Consider the following 17,869-nt stretch of genomic DNA (forward strand, 5'->3'; position numbering starts at 1 on the left):
TCATCCCTGGGGGGACTTCAATTATTCTGCCGTCCGGCATCATAAACCCGAATTACGTCAATGAGCATGCCCTTACAGCGTCAGAGTCTGTCAGCCAGAAACTCGAGCAGGTTTTCATAGAGCCGGTCGACCTCGGCAACCTGACCGCGCCCCCGCAAACAACCGTGCACCAGCCCCTCTCCGTAATAAAGCGTCGCGCTCACACCGGCGGCGTTGAGTCGTTCGGCGTAGCGCACACCGTCGTCGCGCAGCGGGTCGAATTGCGCCACAGCGATCAGCGCGGGGGGCAAACCGCTGTAATCGTCGGCGAGCAATGGCATGGCATTGGCTGTCGGTTGTTGAGTACCGCGCAAATAAAGTGCGTGATAACAATCCACATCGCTGCTGCTGAGCAACGGTGCGTCGGCGCACTCACTGCGTGAAGGAGAACGATGATCGCCACCCAGGCCCGGATAAATCAGCACTTGAGCGGCGGGCATCGGCTCGCCCGCATCGCGCAAGGCCAGGCATAAGGCGGCGGCCAGATTGCCACCGGCGCTGTCCCCGGCGACCAGCATCCGTTGTGCATCGAACCAGAACGGGCCCGAGCGCAAGGCGCGCCAGACTTTCAGGCAATCTTCGAATCCCGCCGGGAACGGATGCTCAGGCGCCAACCGATAATCCACGGCCACCACCATCGTCCCCAATGCCGCCGCTAACTCGGCGCAGATGAAGTCATGGGAATCCAGATCACCCACCACCCAACCGCCACCATGCAGATACAAAATGCACGGCCAGCCGCTGGTCGGTGGCGTCACCGGCGGTCGATAGGAACGCACTGCCACGCCCGATAACGTGAAGTCGGTGACCTCAAGCCCGGCGGGACACGGCGGGGTAAACGCCCGACACATCGCACTGTAGGCCTGGCGCAACCCGGTGAGGCTGCTGTCGGTGCTGTTGAAACCGAGGGTTTTCTCGACGAAGGCCGACATTTGCTCAGAGAGGGGAAAAGTAGACATGGGCCTGCTGTCAGCCTGTTCAGGGGATTGTGTATGTCGCCGGAGATCCCTGTGGGAGCGGGCTTGCTCGCGAAGGCGTCGTGTCAGTCGATACAACTGTTGCCTGACACACCGCCTTCGCGAGCAAGCCCGCTCCCACAGGTTCTTCATTCCAAGTCAGGGTTTCAGGCTGGCCTGCACAGTCGCCACACCATCCTTGCCATCAAAACTGCTGACACCCGCCAGCCAGCGCTGAAGGTCTTCCGGATGATCACGCAGCCAGGCCTTGGCAACGTCCTGCGGCGTTTTGCGCTCCATGATCGGCACCATCAACTGGCTTTCCTGGGATGCGGTAAAGGTCAGGTTTTGCAGCAGGCGATTCACGTTCGGGCAGCGTTCGGCGTAATCCGGGGCAGTTACGGTGGAGACCGTCGCTGCGCCTTCGTTCGGGCCGTACACGTCTTCACTGCCGGTCAGGTAGGCGATCTTCATGTTGATGTTCATCGGGTGCGGGGTCCAGCCGACGAACACCACGAACTCCTTGCGATTCACCGCCCGTTGTACCGCGGCGAGCATGCCGGCCTCACCGGATTCGATCAGTTTGAAATCCTTCAGGCCGAAGTGATTGGTCTCGATCATGGTCTTGATGGTGGTGTTGGCACCGCTGCCCGGCTCGATGCCGTAGATCTTGCCGCCTAACTGATCCTTGAATTTAGCGATATCGCCGAAAGTTTTCAGTCCGGCTGCGGCCACATACTCAGGTACGGCGAGAGTGGCCTGGGCGTCGGCCAGGCTCGGTTTGTCCATGACCTTGACCTGATTGGCGGCGACGAACGGGGCGATGTTCTTGTCCATCGCCGGTTTCCAGTAACCGAGGAAAATATCGAGGCGCTTATCGCGGATGCCGGCGAAGATGATTTGCTGCACGGCACTGGTTTGCTTGCTTTCGTAGCCCAGGCCATTGAGCAACACATCGGCCATGCCACTGGTGGCGATGACGTCGGTCCAGTTGACCACGCCCATGCGCACGGCTTTGCAGGAAGGGTCTTCACTGGCCAGGACGCTGGTGCTCAAGAGAGCGGTGCCGCAGAGGATGGAGAGACAGCGGGTGAACAAACCTTTGGTGCTTGTCATGGATAGCGTTCTCGTGCGGCAGATTATTGTTGGGGGCCGGTGTCTTCATGCACCGTGCCCAGAACATTACGCAGCGTCGAGAGGGTAAAAGCGAACTGTAGCGACCGAGATTTGCACGGTGGCGACTTGCTGGCACAGCGCCGTACCTGTGGGAGCGGGCTTGCTCGCGAAAGCGGTGTGTCATTCCACGTTGATGGCGACTGACAAGGCCTCTTCGCGAGCAAGCCCGCTCCCACAAGGGTTATGCGCTGTAGTGCTTTTGGCCCCAGGCCAACAACCCTTGCAGCAACTCCTTAAGCACCACCTGCGTCGGTGCCGCCAGATCCGGGCGATAGCGGAACGGTTCAAACTCTTCCATATACGTGCACTGCCCCAGTTCCAGTTGCACAGCGTGGATGTTTTCGGCCGGGTTGCCGTAATGCCGGGTGATGTGGCCCCCCTTGAAACGTCCGTTCAGCACATGGCTGTAATCAGTGTGTTTCGCGCAGATGGCTTCCAGTTGCGTCGCCAACTGTGGATCGCAACTGGCGCCGTTGAAGGTGCCGAGGTTGAAGTCCGGTAGCTTGCCGTCGAACAGGTGCGGGATGATCGAACGGATCGAGTGCGCATCGAACAGCAGCGCATAACCGAACTCGGCTTTGAGTCGCGCCAGTTCGTTCTGCAAAGTGCTGTGATACGGCGTCCAGACCTTTTCCAGATAAGTCGCACGCTCGGCCGCTGACGGTTCCATGCCCTCACGGAACAAGGGAATACCGTCGAACAGGATCGATGGGTACAGACCTGTGGTGGCGCCGACGTACATCGGTTTGTCGTCGGACGGTCGGTTCAGGTCGATGACAAACCGCGAGTACTCGCCAGCCAAGGTGCTGGCACCCAGTTCAGCGGCAAATTCGTAAAGCTGAGGGATGTGCCAGTCGGTGTCCGGCAGGCTTTTCGCGTCGGGAATCAACCCGGCTTCGACCACAGGCGTCAGGCGCAGGCCCGCATGGGGCATGCTGATCAGCAGCGGTACGCGGCCTTGTTTGAAGTTCAGAACCTTATCCACAACTGTTCTCCTAACTAAATGCTTGTTTCGACGCCATGGCGCACGACGCGTTTTTCCAGGTCACCGCCCAGCCAGTACGACAGGTCGGCGGGACGATCGATTTGCCAGGCGACGAAATCCGCCACCTTGCCGACTTCCAGCGAACCGTGAGTCTCAGCCATGCCCAGCGCGGTGGCGGCATGAATGGTTGCACCGGCCAACGCTTCTTCCGGGGTCATGCGGAAACAGGTACAGGCCATGTTCAACATCAAGCGCAGCGACAAGGCCGGCGAGGTGCCGGGATTGAGGTCGCTGGCGATGGCGATTTTCACGCCGTGTTTGCGCAGGGCGTCCATCGGCGGCAACTGAGTTTCCCGCAGGAAGTAGAACGCACCGGGCAGTAACACCGCGACGGTGCCGGACGCGGCCATGGCGATGGCGTCGTCTTCGTCCATGAATTCCAGGTGATCGGCGGACAGCGCGTGGTAACGCGCGGCCAGGCTCGAACCGTGGAGGGACGACAACTGCTCGGCATGCAGCTTCACTGGCAGACCGAGTTCTTGTGCGGTGATAAATACGCGCTCGACCTGCGCTGGCGAGAACGCCAGGTATTCGCAGAACGCATCCACGGCATCGACCAGCCCTTCGGCAGCCAGGGCCGGGAGCATCTCGGCGCAGATGTGATCAATGTAGTCGTCGGCGCGATCCTTGTATTCCGGCGGCAAGGCATGGGCCGCCAGGCAAGTGCTGCGCACGCTGACCGGCAACTCCGCGCCGAGGCGACGGATGACCCGCAGGATCTTGCGTTCGCTGGCCAGGTCGAGGCCGTAGCCGGACTTCATCTCGACCGTGGTCACACCGTCGCGCAGCAGGCTTTTCAGACGCTTGGCGGCGCTGGCGAACAGTTCGTCTTCGCTGGCCGCACGGGTGGCGCGCACGGTGCTGGCGATGCCACCACCGGCCGCGGCGATTTCCGAGTAGCTGACGCCTTGCAGGCGCTGCTCGAACTCACCGCTGCGGTTACCGCCGAACACCGTGTGGGTGTGGCAGTCGATCAGGCCCGGCGTGACCCAGGCCCCTTTCAGGTCATTGACCGCCGGGTATTCGCCCGATGGCAGTTCAGCACGTGGGCCGATCCACTCAATGTGCGCACCGGACGTCACGATGGCCGCATCCTCGATGATCGAGTAGACGCCATGCGCCATGGTTGCGACGTTGCAGTGTTGCCAGAGCGTTTTCATCCTGGCCTCCGTTAGGTTATCGATGAGAAAAATCAGGGTCTCGCGCCACCAATGCAGCCTGGCCTGCCGCTGGTTTCACCCAGGTCAGATAGGCCAGCACCAGCAACACGATCCAGACCACGCCAACAATCAGAGCGGCCTGGGTATCCGGGAAATAGCCCAGCACGCCGAAAATGAACAGCATGAACACAATCGCCGCCATCGGTGCATAGGGCCAGAACGGCACCGGGAATTTCAACTGGGCGACTTGCTCGGCACTCATGGAACGACGCATCGCCACTTGGGTAAACAGAATCATCAACCACACCCAAACCGTGGCAAACGTCGCAATGGAGGCGATTAACAGAAATACGTTCTCTGGAATCAGGTAGTTCAGCAGCACGCCCAATAGCAGCGCGGCACTCATCACCACCACAGTCATCCATGGCACGCCATTACCCGACAAGCGGGCGAAGCCCTTGGGCGCGTGTCCTTGCTGGGCCAACCCGTACATCATCCGGCCAGCGCCGAAGATGTCACTGTTGATGGCCGACACTGCCGCCGAAATCACCACGATATTGAGGATGGTCGCCGCCGAACTGATCCCCAGATTGTCGAAAATCTGCACGAACGGACTGCCCTGGCTGCCAATCTGCTGCCACGGAAAAATCGACATCAGCACAAACATCGTCAACACGTAGAACAACAGAATACGCAACGGCACGGCGTTGATCGCCCGGGGCAGCACGTGCTGCGGGTCTTTGGCTTCACCAGCCGTTACGCCGATGATCTCGATGCCGCCAAAGGCAAACATCACCACGGCAAACGAAGCGATCAAGCCGCCCACGCCGTTCGGCATGAAGCCGCCGTTGCTCCAGAGATTGCTGATGTCGGTTGCTTGAGCGCCAGGCGCGGTGCTGATGCCGAACAGCATGATGCCGAAGCCACCGAGGATCATCGCGACGATGGCCGCGACCTTGAGCAGCGACAACCAGAACTCCATTTCGCCAAAGACTTTGACGTTGCACAGGTTCAAGCCGCCGACCACCGAAACGATGCCGAGCACCCAGATCCAGCGAGCCACTTCCGGAAACCAGAAGCCCATATAAATACCGAACGCAGTGACGTCGGCCATGCCGACGATGACCATTTCGAACGCGTAGGTCCAACCGAGGATGAAACCCGCCATCGGCCCCAGATAGGTGCTGGCGTAGTGGCCAAAAGAGCCGGCCACCGGGTTGTGCACCGCCATCTCACCGAGGGCGCGCATGACCATGAACACCGCCGCGCCACCAATCAGGTAAGCGAGCAGTACCGCAGGCCCGGCCATTTGAATGGCCGAGGCAGAACCGTAGAACAGCCCGGTGCCGATAGCCGACCCCAGCGCCATGAAGCGAATATGTCGGGCAGAGAGCCCGCGTTTTAATCCTTTTGTTTGCGGTTGCATTGCTCGTCCTTAATTATTTTTATTCGACGTAAAATCGCTTCGCGAGCAGGCTCGCTCCCACATTGGATTGCGTAAACCCTGTGGGAGCGCGCCTGCTCGCGAAGAGGCCATTACAGGCTAGGCAACAACTTCGCCGCCACCAGCTCGTTCAGGCAACGGGTCGCCAGAAGCTCGCTCGCAGCGTTGATGTCCGGTGCAAAGAAACGGTCCTTCTCATAGAATGGCACTTCAGCGCGCAGGATGGCGCGAGCCTTTTCCAGCTTCGTCGAGGTCTTCAGGCCTTCACGCAGATCCAGACCCTGGCACGCCGCCAGCCATTCCACGGCCAACACGCCGCGAGTGTTTTCGGCCATTTCCCACAGACGCTTGCCGGCAGCCGGGGCCATCGACACGTGGTCTTCCTGGTTGGCGGAGGTTGGCAGGCTGTCCACCGAATGCGGATGGGACAACGCCTTGTTTTCGCTGGCCAGGGCCGCCGCAGTCACTTGGGCGATCATGAAGCCGGAGTTCACGCCGCCATTGGCCACCAGGAACGGCGGCAGTTGCGACATGTGCTTGTCCATCATCAGCGAGATGCGGCGTTCGCTCAGGGAACCGATTTCGGCGATGGCCAACGCCATGTTGTCAGCGGCCATGGCCACTGGTTCGGCGTGGAAGTTACCGCCGGAGATCACGTCGCCTTCAGCAGCGAAGACCAACGGGTTGTCGGAGACGGCGTTGGCTTCGACGGCCAGTACTTCGGCGGCCTGACGGAACTGGGTCAGGCAAGCGCCCATGACTTGCGGCTGGCAGCGCAGGGAGTACGGGTCCTGGACCTTTTCGCAGTTCTCGTGGGAATCGGAGACTTCACTGCGCTCACCGAGCAGATCGCGGTAAGCGGCAGCGGCGTCGATCTGGCCTTTCTGGCCGCGTGCAGCGTGGATGCGCGCATCGAACGGCGAGCGCGAGCCCAAGACCGCTTCAACCGTCATGCCACCAATGGCCAGGGCGCCGGCGAACAGGTCTTCGCCTTCGAACAAACCGCGCAGTGCGTAAGCGGTAGAAACCTGAGTGCCGTTGAGCAGCGCCAGACCTTCTTTCGCAGCGAGGGTCAGCGGGGTCAGACCGGCGACTTTCAGCGCTTCGGTGGCTTCCATCCACTCGCCTTTATAGCGAGCCTTGCCTTCGCCCAGCAGCACCAGCGACATATGCGCCAATGGCGCCAAGTCACCCGATGCACCGACCGAACCTTTCAATGGAATGTGCGGGTAAACCTCGGCGTTGATCAGCGCGATCAGTGCGTCGATTACAACGCGACGAATACCGGAGAAACCACGGCTCAGGCTGTTGACCTTGAGCACCATGACCAAGCGTACCAAGGCATCGCTGATCGGCTCGCCGACACCGGCGGCGTGGGACAGCACCAGCGAGCGCTGCAGGTTTTCCAGGTCTTCGCTGGCAATGCGGGTCGAGGCCAGCAGGCCGAAACCGGTGTTGATGCCATAGGCAGTGCGGTTCTCGGCGAGGATCTGTTCCACGCAGGCAACGCTGGCTTCGATCTGGGCCGAGGCGCTGTTGTCGAGGGTGATTTTGACCGGTTGCTGATACACATCACGCAGTTGGGCAAGGCTCAGTTGGCCGGGGATCAAATTAAGCGCAGTCACATCATTCTCCTTTTGAGAGTTTTATTAACTAAACCAGACGCTCCGGAGATTTCCGTTGTCCGTCGCTTCCCGACTTTTTGAGAGGGGCTGGCGCCTTGGCACGCTGGTGTTGTGGATTTTCAGTTCAGATTGGGTAAAGCCTTGTGCAGCAAAATCGGGTCTTTCAACACGCTGGCAGCCGCGGCGATGTCGGGTGCCAACCAACGGTCCTGGTCGTAGGCCGGGACGCGTTCGCGCAGCAGACGCCACGCCGAATCGGTGCCAGCGCCAAAACGCTGCTCCTTCAAGAATTCAAACGCCTGGGCCGCCAACAGGTACTCGATGGCGAGGATCTGCGTAACGTTTTCCAGGGCGCGATGCAGCTTCAGCGCAGCGTTGGTGCCCAGGCTCAAGTGGTCTTCCTGCAGGCCCGAGGTGACGTAGTTGTCGAGCACCGCCGGTTGCGCCAACTGGCGGTTTTCCGCACACAGCGAAGCGGCGACATACTGGACGATCATCATCCCGGAGTTAACCCCCGGATTGGCCACCAGGAACGCTGGCAAACCGCTGACGTGCGGGTTGATCAAACGGTCCAGACGCCGCTCGGCGATGGAGCCGATTTCGGCCATGGCAATCGCCAGCAAATCCGCCGCCATTGCCACGGACTGACCGTGCGGGTTGGCCTGGGACATCACGCGATAGCTGTCCGGCGTACCCAGCAGCATCGGGTTGTCGGTGACTGAGTTGAGTTCGGTTTCGATCTGCTGTCTGGCGTGCTCCAGTTGATCGCGAGCGGCGCCGTGGACTTGCGGAATCGAGCGGATGCTCAACGCATCCTGAGTGCGAATACCTTTGCTCGAAGCAATCACCTCACTGCCATCCAGCAACGCCCGCAGGTTGCTGCCGACTTGCTGCATGCCCGGGTGCGGTTTGAGCGCAATGATCTCGGCGTCGAACGCGGCGATCTGACCGCGCTGCGCTTCAAAACTCATGGCGCCGATCACATCGGCCCATTGCACCAGACGCGTCGCATCGGCCAGCGCCAGGCAGCTAAGGCCCGACATGCACGGCGTGCCGTTGACCAGGCACAAACCGTCCTTGGCACCGAGCTGAACCGGCTCCAGGCCTTCTTCGGCCAGCGCCTGCTGCGCGGAGACGATCTGCCCGCGATAGCTGACATTGCCAACACCCAGCAGCGTGATGCTGATGTGGGCCATGTGGGTCAGGTAACCCACCGAACCCTGGGACGGCACTTGCGGGGTGATGCCGCGATTGAGCAGCGCCAGCAGGCCTTCGACCACCCGGCGATGAATGCCGGACTTGCCATGGCTGTAGTTGCGAATGGCGGCGCAGATGATCGCGCGGGTCTGCTCGTCGGCCAGTGGTGCGCCGACGCCACAGGCATGGCTGAGCAAGGTGTTGCGTGACAACTGGCTGAGTTGTTCGTCTTTCAGCGAAACGTTGCACAAGGCGCCGAGGCCGGTGTTGACGCCATACGCACGTTCGCCACTGGTGACGATGCGCTGGACGATGGCCTGGGCATTGTCGATCCGCGCCCAGGTCTCTGGCGACAGCTCAAGCTGCGCGCCATGACGGGCGACGGCCACCACATCCTGCCAACGCAGCGGGGCGTCGGCGATAACGATTTTTTCAGCCTGGGACATCTTTGACCTCAATCGTGAATCCTGAATATTTGTGCAGCTTCACCGGCCTCTTCGCGGGCAAGCCTCGCTCCTACGGGGTTCAGGTTTGCCATCCAATGTGGGAAAGACACAAACCTGTAGGAGCGAGGCTTGCCCGCGAAGGGGCCAGCACAGACACCGCAAATCCTTAAACCACAGCAGCCCGCCGCTGCACGAACCGGTCGACATACTCATCCGCCGGCGAGTGCAGGATCTCTCTTGGCGTACCGACCTGGATCAGACGGCCGTCCTTGAGGATCGCAATGCGATTGCCGATGCGCACGGCCTCGTCGAGGTCGTGGGTGATGAAGACGATGGTCTTGTGCAGGGTCTTTTGCAGTTCCAGCAACTGGTCCTGCATCTCCGCGCGGATCAGCGGGTCGAGAGCGCTGAACGCCTCGTCCATCAGGATGATGTCGGTGTCCGCCGCCAGGGCGCGGGCCAGGCCCACACGTTGACGCATGCCGCCCGAGAGCTGGTGCGGGTATTTGTTTTCGTAGCCCTTGAGGCCCACGGTGTTGATCCAGTGCAGTGCACGTTCGGAGCACATTTGCTTGCTCTCGCCACGCACTTTCAAGCCGTAAGCAACGTTATCCACCACGGTCTTGTGCGGCAGCAGGCCGAAGCTCTGGAACACCATGCTGATACGGTGCCGGCGAAATTCGCGCAGGGCTTCCATGTCGTATTGCAGGATGTCCACGCCGTCCACCAGGATCGCGCCGCTAGTCGGGTCGATCAGGCGGTTGAAGTGACGCACGAGGGTCGATTTGCCGGAACCCGACAGGCCCATGATCACGAAGATCTCGCCGGTGCCGATGCTCAGGGACAAGTCATTCACGCCGACCACACAGCCGGTTTCGGCCAGCACCTGGTCCTTGGTCTTGCCCTGGCCAATCATGCCCAGCGCGTCCTTGGAACGGTTGCCGAAAATCTTGAAGACGTTTTTGACTTCGATTTTGCTGATGGCTTCGTTGCTCATTTGCTCACCTCATGCCGTGGCCGACCGTACGCTTGAGTAATGCGGTCGATAACCACTGCCAGAATCACGATCGCCAGACCAGCTTCAAGGCCACGTCCGACGTTGAGGGTCTGAATCCCCACCAACACGTCTTCGCCCAAGCCACGGGCACCGATCATCGAGGCAATCACTACCATCGACAGGGCCATCATGGTGGTCTGGTTGATCCCGGCCATGATGCTCGGCAGGGCCAGCGGCAGTTGCACGCCGAACAGTTGCTGCCAACGGTTGGCACCGAAGGCGTTGATCGCTTCCATCACTTCACCGTCCACCTGGCGGATGCCCAGGTCGGTCAGGCGGATCAGCGGTGGCGCGGCGTAGATCACGGTGGCGAAAATCGCCGGGACCTTGCCCAGGCCGAACAGCATCAGCACCGGGATCAGGTACACGAAGCTTGGCATGGTCTGCATGATGTCCAGCAACGGCATCAGCACCGAACGCAGGCGATTGCTGCGCGCCGAGAGTATGCCCAGCGGAATGCCGATCAGCACCGAAATGACCGTCGCCACCATCATCAGCGCGAGGGTCTGCATCAGCTTGTCCCAGAGACCGACGGCGCCGACAAGGAACAGCAGACCGACGATCACCGCCGTGGTCACAACTTTACGGGTCGCGTGCCAGGCCACGCCCGCCACGATTGCCAGCATCAGCCACCAAGGCGCCGCACGCAGCAAGCCTTCGAGATTGACGATGGCCCACAACAGGGTGTCGGAGATGTGCCGGAACACGTCGCCGTAGTTGGTGACCAGCGAATCGACCCAACTGTTGACCCAGTCGGCGATGGAAAAGGTAAAGCTTTCGGGAAACATAAGAGACTCTCAATCAAGGGGTTGCGATCAAGCGTCCGACTGCCGTTGCCGATAGTCGGAGAGGCTCAACCTACAAGGCCGCGTCGATTTTCTTGGCTGCGTCGTCGCTCACCCATGCGTGCCAGACTTCAGGATGTTCCTTCAAGAAGATCTTGGCCAGTTTTGGCGATTCGATCCGCTCTTTGGTCATGCGCCCGAGGTTCTGGTTGAGGATGTCGATCGGCAGATTGACCTTTTCCAGCACGGCCACCAGTTCCGGGGCTTCCTCGTGGAAAGTCTTGGACAGGCCGACCTTGATGGTCACGCTTTTGTCCACGCCTGGCTTCTCTTCGAGTTTGACCAGGTCAACCTGACCCATCAGCGGCGTTGGCGACCAGTAGTAGAACAGGATCGGCTCGCCACGCTTGTAGCTCGACAACACCGCCGCATCCAGCGCCGGGCCGGTGCCTGGGCGGAAGTTGGTGTAGGTGCTTTCCAGGCCGTAGCTTTTCAGCATTTCGCTGTTGTCGAGTTCACAGGTCCAGCCGGCCGGGCAGTTGTAGAAACGGCCCTTGGATGGTTCTTCCTGATCCTTGAACACGGCCGAGTATTTGGCCAGGTCGGCGATGTTTTTCAGGTCCGGTGCCTTAGGCTCCAGCTTGCGCTTGGCGTCGCCTTCGATCACGTAGCGCGGCACGTACCAGCCTTCGATTGCGCCAACAACAGGAGCGCCGACGCCAACGACTTTGCCGGCCTTCTCGGCCTTGTTCCAGACCTCGCTGCGGCCGACCCATTCTTCGGCGAACACTTGGATGTCGTTACTGCTCAGGGCGTTTTCCATGGTGATGGAGTTGCCCGGCAAGCTGTCGGTCTTGCAGTCGTAGCCTTTCTCCAACACGACTTGCAGCACGTCGGTCAGCAGCATGGCGCTTTCCCAGTTCAGGCCGGCGAATTTCACCGGTTTGCCCGACTCGCACCAGCCAGCTGCCTGGGTGGCACCGGCACTGGCCAGCAGGCCCATGGAAAGCAATGTGGTCAGCAGGGTCTTGTTCGATTTCATTGTTGTGACGCTCCTAATCATGTGTTGGCTTACGGCAGTCAAGAGGCATCCAGCCCTGTCCACATCCAGTCAGGTCTAGATCGCCGCAGCGCGATCTGCCCTACTCAGCTTTTGTTCGATGGCCACGTCCTGCTCGACCGGCAGGATCAAACGGTCAGGTACCGGGCTATGCCACTTCTTGGCCGCGAAGTAATACAGCGCGGCGGGTACCACCAGGCCGATGATCCAAGAGATGTCGGTATCACCGAGGCTCGCCACCAGCGGGCCAGTGTAGAAGTGGGTAGAAATGAACGGCATCTGAATCAACACGCCAAATACGTAGATGCTGATGCCCATGAGGTTCCAGCGACCGTAACGCGCATTCGGGTCGGACAGCGCCGGAATGTCGTAGCGTTCTTTGGTGATGCAGTAGAAGTCCACGAGGTTGATCGCGCTCCACGGCGTGAAAAACGCCAGCAGGAACAGGATGAACGCGGAGAACTCCTTGAGGAACGAGTCCTTGCCGAGCAACGCCAGAGCGGTGGCCAAAGACACCATGATGAAGATGTACAGCAGGCGTACCGCACTCGGAATGTGCCGGCTGCCACGGAAGCCGCTGATGATCGTCGCGATCGACATGAAGCTGCCGTAGGCATTCAGCGTGGTCACCGTGACCTTACCGAACGCCACCGCGAAGTACAGCAGGCCGGCGACGATGCCGGTGCCACCGAGGCTGACGATGAACGACACTTCGTGGTGCGCGAATTGCGAGCCGGCCAGGGCCGCGGCGAACACGCCGAAGACCATCGATGCTTGTGCGCCGAGCACCGAACCCAGGCCCACGGCCCAGAAGGTTTTCACCGCCGAAGTGCTGCGTGGCAGGTAGCGCGAGTAGTCCGCCACGTAAGGGCCGAACGCGATCTGCCAGGACGCCGACAGCGACACCGCCAACAGGAAACTCGCCAGCGAAAAATGCTTGTTACCGAGCAACGCCATGATGTCGTTGCCGGCCAACAGTTTGTAGAACAGGTAAACGAAGGCAATCACCCCCAGTACGCTGGCGATCCGGCCAATCCCGTGAATCACCCGGTAGCCGAAAATGGTGAAAACCATGATCGAACCGGCGAACAGCACGATGCCGACCCAGTCTTCCACTTGCAGCAACTGCGCTACGGCTTGTCCCGCCAGCAACGAACCGCTGGCCGAGAAACCGATGTACATCAGGCACACCAGCACCAGCGGAATCACCGCCCCATACACGCCAAACTGCACGCGGCTGGAGATCATTTGCGGCAAGCCCAGTTGCGGGCCTTGGGCTGCGTGCAGCGCCATGACACCGCCGCCGAGCAGTTGCCCGATCAGCAAACCTATCAACGACCAGAACACATCGCCACCGAGCACGACGGCCAGAGCGCCCGTCACAATGGCAGTGATTTGCAGGTTGGCACCCAGCCACAGGGTGAACTGGCTTAACAGACGACCGTGTCTTTCCGCTTCCGGGATGTAGTCGATCGAACGTTTCTCGATCAACGGTTTACTGCCTGCACGATCGCTGTTAACAGCCATGATTCAACCTCTGTGGATTGTTATGGAAATTCGCGTGGTTCTGCTTTTCTGTGGGAGCGGGCTTGCTCGCGAAAGCGGTGGGGCAGCCAGCACAGATATTGACTGTGCCGGCCTCTTCGCGAGCAAGCCCGCTCCCACATGGAAATGCGATCTCCTGTGGGAGCGGGCTTGCTCGCGAAGGGACCCTCAAGCCAACCACTCAATCCCGATAAAACACCTGCACCAGGTGATACCCGAACTTGCTCTTGATCGGCCCATGCACCACCCGCAGCGGTTTCTTGAAGATCACCGCGTCGATCACCCCGACCATTTGCCCCGGTCGCACTTCACCCAAATCGCCGCCGCGCTTGCCGGACGGGCAGGTGGAATACTTTTTGGCCAGCACATCGAAGGCTTCGCCCTTGGCGATGCGTTGTTTGAGCTGTTCGGCTTCTTCCGAGGTTTTCACCAGAATATGGCGGGCTTGAGCTTTCATTGAGGCAGACCTTGTAACGGTGGTGGCTATGCTGGGGCCAGCGGGGGCGCAGGATTATGCCTTAACTCACTCCGGTTGGCCGATCATCGTGCGAATCTTGTTGGCCAGCAGGTCGATGGAAAACGGTTTGGCCACCATGTCCATGCCTTCCTCCAGGAAGCCCTGGCGTTCGGCGGCCTTCTCCGCGTAGCCGGTCATGAACAACACTTTGAGGTCCGGTCGATGCTGGCGGGCGATTTCCGCCAGTTGTCGGCCGTTCATCCCCGGTAAGCCGACATCGGTCACCAGCAAATCCACACGCAGATCGGATTCGAGCAAGGGCAGGGCGGCTCTCGCGTCTTCGGCTTCGTGGGCGTGATAACCCAGCTCATTGAGCAAGTCGAGCACCAGCATGCGCACCGCCGGATCGTCCTCCACCAGTACCACGGTTTCGCCGGCAATTGCCGACGGTGCTTCGCTGGTGACCGGCATCAGCGTGTCCTGCGGCGCGCCGAGGTGCAGGCGCGGCAAGTACAGGCGCACGCAAGTGCCTTGGCCCGGCACGCTGTCGAGGCTGACATGGCCGCCTGATTGCTGGGCAAAACCGTAGATCATTGATAACCCCAGGCCCGTGCCCTGGCCGATGGGTTTGGTGGTGAAGAACGGATCGAAGGCCTTGGCCAGCACTGACGCGGTCATGCCGGTGCCGTTGTCGCTGACGGCAATCATCAGATAGTCGCCAGCCTTCACCGACTCCAGGGGCGTGAGGTCGTTGCCGTCGAGGTAAACGTTGGCGGTTTCGATCAGCAACCGGCCGCCATCGGGCATCGCATCCCGGGCGTTGATCACGAGGTTGAGCAAGGCGTTTTCCAGTTGACTGACATCGGTGCTGACCGGCCACACCTCGTCGGTCAGTTGCAGCTTGAGTTCGATATGGTCGCCCTTGGTGCGACTGAGCAGGTCTTCCAGGGAATGAATCAGGTCATTGGCGTTCAGCGGCTTGCGGTCCAGCGACTGACGCCGGGAGAACGCCAGCAGCCGATGGGTCAGGGCGGCCGCCCGGTTGGCCGAGGAAACGGCGGCCTCGGTGAACCGGCCGATTTCGGCGGTCCGCCCGTCAGCGATGTAGCGCTGCATCAGGTCGAGGCTGCCGATGATCCCGGTAAGCATGTTGTTGAAGTCATGGGCGATGCCGCCGGTGAGCTGGCCGACCGCTTCCATTTTCTGCGCATGCCTTAATGCGTCTTCGGCTCGTTCGCGCTCGAACATCTCGTTTTGCAGACGCTGATTGGCTTCGGCCAGCTGTTGGGTGCGTGCGATCACGCGCTCTTCAAGGGTTTCATTGAGATTGCGCAGGGCTTCTTCGGTCTGTTTGCGCTCGGTTTCATCGATCACGAAGATGTAGAAACCGTTGACCGCGCCGTCCGCACCATGGCGCGGCAGGTAATTCATCAGGGCGCTGCGGATGCTGCCGTCACGGTGCGCGGCATCAATGCTGAAGCAGCAAGGCTTGCCCGCCAGCGCTTCGGCGATGTACTCGGCGCGCAGCTCGTAGGCTTCGTCACCCAGTACCTCACGGATGGTTTTGCCGAACAGTTCCTGGGGTGTCAGGCCGTACCAGTCAAGGTAGGCGGCGTTGTTCAGGCGAAAGCGTTCCTCGCGGTCGACGTAGCTGATCAGGATCGGCATCGCATTGATGATCAACTGCAGCTCGGTCTGGCTCTGCCGCAAGGCTTGTTCCGTGTGTTTACGGTCGGTCAGGTCCAGGGCGGCACCGAGGAACCGCGTCGGCCGGCCATGGTGGTCCTTGTAGCAACGTCCCCGGGCAAATACCCAGCGCACCTGCCCATCGGGCTGCATCAGGCGGTATTCCTCGGCGTACTCGGTACCGTGAGTGATGCAGTGCTTGATGCTGCGGGCCACCATGCCCCGGTCTTCCGGGTGCACGCCCTGCAGGTATTCGCTGATCGGCAACTGACTGGCCATGGCCGGGTCGATGCCGTGCAATTGCGCGAAGTGGGCGTCGGCGATGAAGCGGTCTTCGCCGATGTCCCAGTCCCAGGTGCCGACGGCATCGGTGGCAGCCAGAGCCAGTTGCAGGCGCTGTTCGGTTTCGTGCTGGGCCTTGAGGCTGGCGGCGGAGCGCTGCTCAAGCTCAAGAGCGATCCGTCGTCGTTCGTTGGTTTCGATGGCCGTGACAAGAATCCCGGCCACCTCAGCGTGTTCGTCGCGAATCGGGCTGTAGGTCAGGTCCAGCCAGAAGTCAGAATCCTGTCCGTCGCGCTGTAAGGTAAAGCGCTGTTCGCTGTAGGTCCGCACCTGGCCTTGTAGGACGGCGCTGTAGATCGGGTCGGTAAAGTCTTTTAATTCTGGCCAGATCAGGTGCGTCGGCTGTCCGAAAGCGTGCGGATGCTTGCTGCCCGCCAGCAAAGCGAAGCCGTCGTTGTAGATTTGCGTGAGCTGCGGGCCCCACAGCAACAGCATCGGCATCGGCGAATGAATCACGATGTCCACCGCGGTACGCAGGCTCTGCGGCCAGGTACTGGCGGCGCCCAAGGGGCTGCGGCTCCAGTCCAGTCGGGCGATCAGGGCCTGGGCATCGCTGCCGGTCGTTGATGCGTTCATCAAGATGTCCTGCACGTCAGTCGGTGTGGCTACGTCTACTATCCTTGCAAGGCGGTAGACGCTGGATGGTCCGATGGGTCACGTTACCGGGCCATATCCGTTCATTGAATGCTTCGCGGGTGCTTTTTGCCATGGAAATCGATTTATTGTTGCGGCAACTGGCCAGCCAGGAGGGCTCCGATCTGTACCTCTCCACCGGCGCGCCACCCAGTGCGCGGTTCGATGGCGTGCTTAAACCTTTGTCCGATCAACGGTTCAAACCAGGGGAAATCGCGGCCATCGCCGAGTCCATCATGGACGCCGAACAGCGTCTGGAGTTCGATCGCGAACTGGAAATGAACCTGGCGATCTCCTTGGCCGGGGTCGGGCGCTTTCGGATCAACCTGTTCAAGCAGCGCAATGACGTATCGATCGTCGCGCGTAACATCAAGCTCGACATCCCACGCTTCGAAGACCTCAACCTGCCGCCGGTGTTGCTCGAAACCGTGATGCTCAAACAAGGGCTGATGCTCTTCGTCGGCGCGACCGACTCGGGCAAATCCACATCCCTGGCGGCGCTGATCGATTACCGCAATCGCCACAGCAGCGGCCACATCATCACCATTGAAGACCCGGTGGAATATATCCATAGGCACAAGAAATCGATCATCAACCAGCGCGAGGTTGGCGTCGATACCCGCAGTTTTCACGCCGCGTTGAAAAACACCCTGCGTCAGGCTCCGGATGTAGTGCTGATCGGTGAAATTCGCGACCGCGAGACGATGGAGCATGCACTGACATTCGCCGATACCGGTCATCTGGTGATCTCCACCCTGCATGCGCACAATGCCAATCAGGCATTGGACCGCATCATCAATTTTTTCCCGCAAGAACGCCGAGAACAACTGCTGCATGATTTGGGCAATAACCTCAAAGCGTTCGTTTCCCAGCGACTGGTGCGCACCCTGGACGGTCAACGCCGGGCGGCAGTAGAGGTGATGCTAGGGACACCGACCATTGGCGACTTGATTCGGCGTAATGAGTTTGACGAGCTTAAAGGGATTATGGAGAAGTCGGTGGAGTTGGGGATGCAGACGTTTGACGGGGCGCTGTATGCGTTGGTCGTGGAAGGTGCGATCAGTGAGGAGGAGGCGTTAAAACACGCTGATTCAGTGAATAACCTGCGGTTGCGCCTTAAGTTGCATGTCGAAACATTACCTGACCAACCAGGCTCATCGGGAGAATGGGGGCTGGTGGATTGAGCGTATTTATTAGTTAAGTTCAGGGGCTGCGT

At 60.3% G+C, this 17,869-nt stretch carries 14 protein-coding genes; 1 reads left to right on the forward strand and 13 read right to left on the reverse strand.

The features are described from left to right. Positions 1-80: 80 nt before the first annotated feature. The 13 genes from ACWIKB_RS10895 to ACWIKB_RS10955 form a co-directional block, all read right to left on the reverse strand. Positions 81-998, reverse strand: a complete 918-nt coding sequence (locus ACWIKB_RS10895) for an alpha/beta hydrolase (protein WP_475266704.1) — start codon at positions 996-998, stop codon at positions 81-83. A 156-nt stretch (positions 999-1,154) separates the two neighbouring features. Then, entirely contained in the window at positions 1,155-2,111 is a 957-nt protein-coding gene (locus ACWIKB_RS10900) for a choline ABC transporter substrate-binding protein (RefSeq protein ID WP_475266705.1), read from the reverse strand. Positions 2,112-2,352: 241 nt separating this feature from the next. Continuing rightward, positions 2,353-3,156 carry an N-formylglutamate deformylase gene (gene hutG, locus ACWIKB_RS10905; protein WP_475266706.1) on the reverse strand — a complete coding sequence of 268 codons (804 nt, stop codon included), beginning with the start codon at positions 3,154-3,156 and terminating at the stop codon, positions 2,353-2,355. Positions 3,157-3,170: 14 nt separating this feature from the next. Further along, positions 3,171-4,376 carry an imidazolonepropionase gene (gene hutI / locus ACWIKB_RS10910; RefSeq protein ID WP_475266707.1) on the reverse strand — a complete coding sequence of 402 codons (1,206 nt, stop codon included), beginning with the start codon at positions 4,374-4,376 and terminating at the stop codon, positions 3,171-3,173. A gap of 16 nt (positions 4,377-4,392) precedes the next feature. Continuing rightward, positions 4,393-5,802, reverse strand: coding sequence for an amino acid permease (locus ACWIKB_RS10915; RefSeq protein WP_475266709.1), 1,410 nt, complete (start codon positions 5,800-5,802; stop codon positions 4,393-4,395). 110 nt (positions 5,803-5,912) lie between these two features. Beyond that, positions 5,913-7,445, reverse strand: coding sequence for a histidine ammonia-lyase (gene hutH, locus ACWIKB_RS10920; protein WP_475266710.1), 1,533 nt, complete (start codon positions 7,443-7,445; stop codon positions 5,913-5,915). A gap of 119 nt (positions 7,446-7,564) precedes the next feature. Beyond that, complete coding sequence (gene hutH, locus ACWIKB_RS10925) at positions 7,565-9,088, reverse strand: histidine ammonia-lyase (RefSeq protein ID WP_475266711.1); 1,524 nt, start codon at positions 9,086-9,088, stop codon at positions 7,565-7,567. Positions 9,089-9,254: 166 nt separating this feature from the next. Then, positions 9,255-10,085, reverse strand: coding sequence for a quaternary amine ABC transporter ATP-binding protein (locus ACWIKB_RS10930; RefSeq protein WP_475266713.1), 831 nt, complete (start codon positions 10,083-10,085; stop codon positions 9,255-9,257). Further along, positions 10,082-10,933: an ABC transporter permease gene (locus ACWIKB_RS10935; protein ID WP_403027266.1), complete on the reverse strand. Its 852-nt coding sequence runs from the start codon at positions 10,931-10,933 to the stop codon at positions 10,082-10,084. The genes ACWIKB_RS10930 and ACWIKB_RS10935 overlap by 4 nt, the downstream gene beginning before the upstream one ends. Positions 10,934-11,003: 70 nt before the next feature. Further along, the gene (locus ACWIKB_RS10940) at positions 11,004-11,972 is read right to left on the reverse strand and encodes an ABC transporter substrate-binding protein (RefSeq protein ID WP_475266715.1); all 969 of its coding nucleotides are present in this window, start codon (positions 11,970-11,972) and stop codon (positions 11,004-11,006) included. 75 nt (positions 11,973-12,047) lie between these two features. After that, positions 12,048-13,517, reverse strand: a complete 1,470-nt coding sequence (locus tag ACWIKB_RS10945) for a purine-cytosine permease family protein (protein ID WP_475266716.1) — start codon at positions 13,515-13,517, stop codon at positions 12,048-12,050. Positions 13,518-13,716: 199 nt separating this feature from the next. Continuing rightward, positions 13,717-14,022: a peptidylprolyl isomerase gene (locus ACWIKB_RS10950; RefSeq protein ID WP_256207501.1), complete on the reverse strand. Its 306-nt coding sequence runs from the start codon at positions 14,020-14,022 to the stop codon at positions 13,717-13,719. Positions 14,023-14,058: 36 nt separating this feature from the next. Next, positions 14,059-16,596, reverse strand: a complete 2,538-nt coding sequence (locus ACWIKB_RS10955; protein WP_475266717.1) for a hybrid sensor histidine kinase/response regulator — start codon at positions 16,594-16,596, stop codon at positions 14,059-14,061. Between the two features lie 131 nt (positions 16,597-16,727). Here ACWIKB_RS10955 and ACWIKB_RS10960 point away from each other — a divergent pair, with 131 nt between their 5' ends. After that, positions 16,728-17,837: a PilT/PilU family type 4a pilus ATPase gene (locus ACWIKB_RS10960; protein WP_475266718.1), complete on the forward strand. Its 1,110-nt coding sequence runs from the start codon at positions 16,728-16,730 to the stop codon at positions 17,835-17,837. Positions 17,838-17,869: the final 32 nt, after the last annotated feature.

The organism is Pseudomonas sp. 5Vm1k, assembly GCF_056161485.1.

What these genes read in the sequence shown, in the direction of transcription:
- ACWIKB_RS10945 (WP_475266716.1), bottom strand. Translation starts at nt 13,517, where the DNA reads ATGGCTGTTAACAGCGATCGTGCAGGCAGTAAACCGTTGATCGAGAAA.
- hutI (WP_475266707.1), bottom strand. Translation starts at nt 4,376, where the DNA reads ATGAAAACGCTCTGGCAACACTGCAACGTCGCAACCATGGCGCATGGC.
- ACWIKB_RS10960 (WP_475266718.1), top strand. Translation starts at nt 16,728, where the DNA reads ATGGAAATCGATTTATTGTTGCGGCAACTGGCCAGCCAGGAGGGCTCC.
- ACWIKB_RS10915 (WP_475266709.1), bottom strand. Translation starts at nt 5,802, where the DNA reads ATGCAACCGCAAACAAAAGGATTAAAACGCGGGCTCTCTGCCCGACAT.
- ACWIKB_RS10935 (WP_403027266.1), bottom strand. Translation starts at nt 10,933, where the DNA reads ATGTTTCCCGAAAGCTTTACCTTTTCCATCGCCGACTGGGTCAACAGT.
- ACWIKB_RS10895 (WP_475266704.1), bottom strand. Translation starts at nt 998, where the DNA reads ATGTCTACTTTTCCCCTCTCTGAGCAAATGTCGGCCTTCGTCGAGAAA.
- hutH (WP_475266711.1), bottom strand. Translation starts at nt 9,088, where the DNA reads ATGTCCCAGGCTGAAAAAATCGTTATCGCCGACGCCCCGCTGCGTTGG.
- ACWIKB_RS10955 (WP_475266717.1), bottom strand. Translation starts at nt 16,596, where the DNA reads ATGAACGCATCAACGACCGGCAGCGATGCCCAGGCCCTGATCGCCCGA.
- ACWIKB_RS10940 (WP_475266715.1), bottom strand. Translation starts at nt 11,972, where the DNA reads ATGAAATCGAACAAGACCCTGCTGACCACATTGCTTTCCATGGGCCTG.
- ACWIKB_RS10930 (WP_475266713.1), bottom strand. Translation starts at nt 10,085, where the DNA reads ATGAGCAACGAAGCCATCAGCAAAATCGAAGTCAAAAACGTCTTCAAG.
- ACWIKB_RS10900 (WP_475266705.1), bottom strand. Translation starts at nt 2,111, where the DNA reads ATGACAAGCACCAAAGGTTTGTTCACCCGCTGTCTCTCCATCCTCTGC.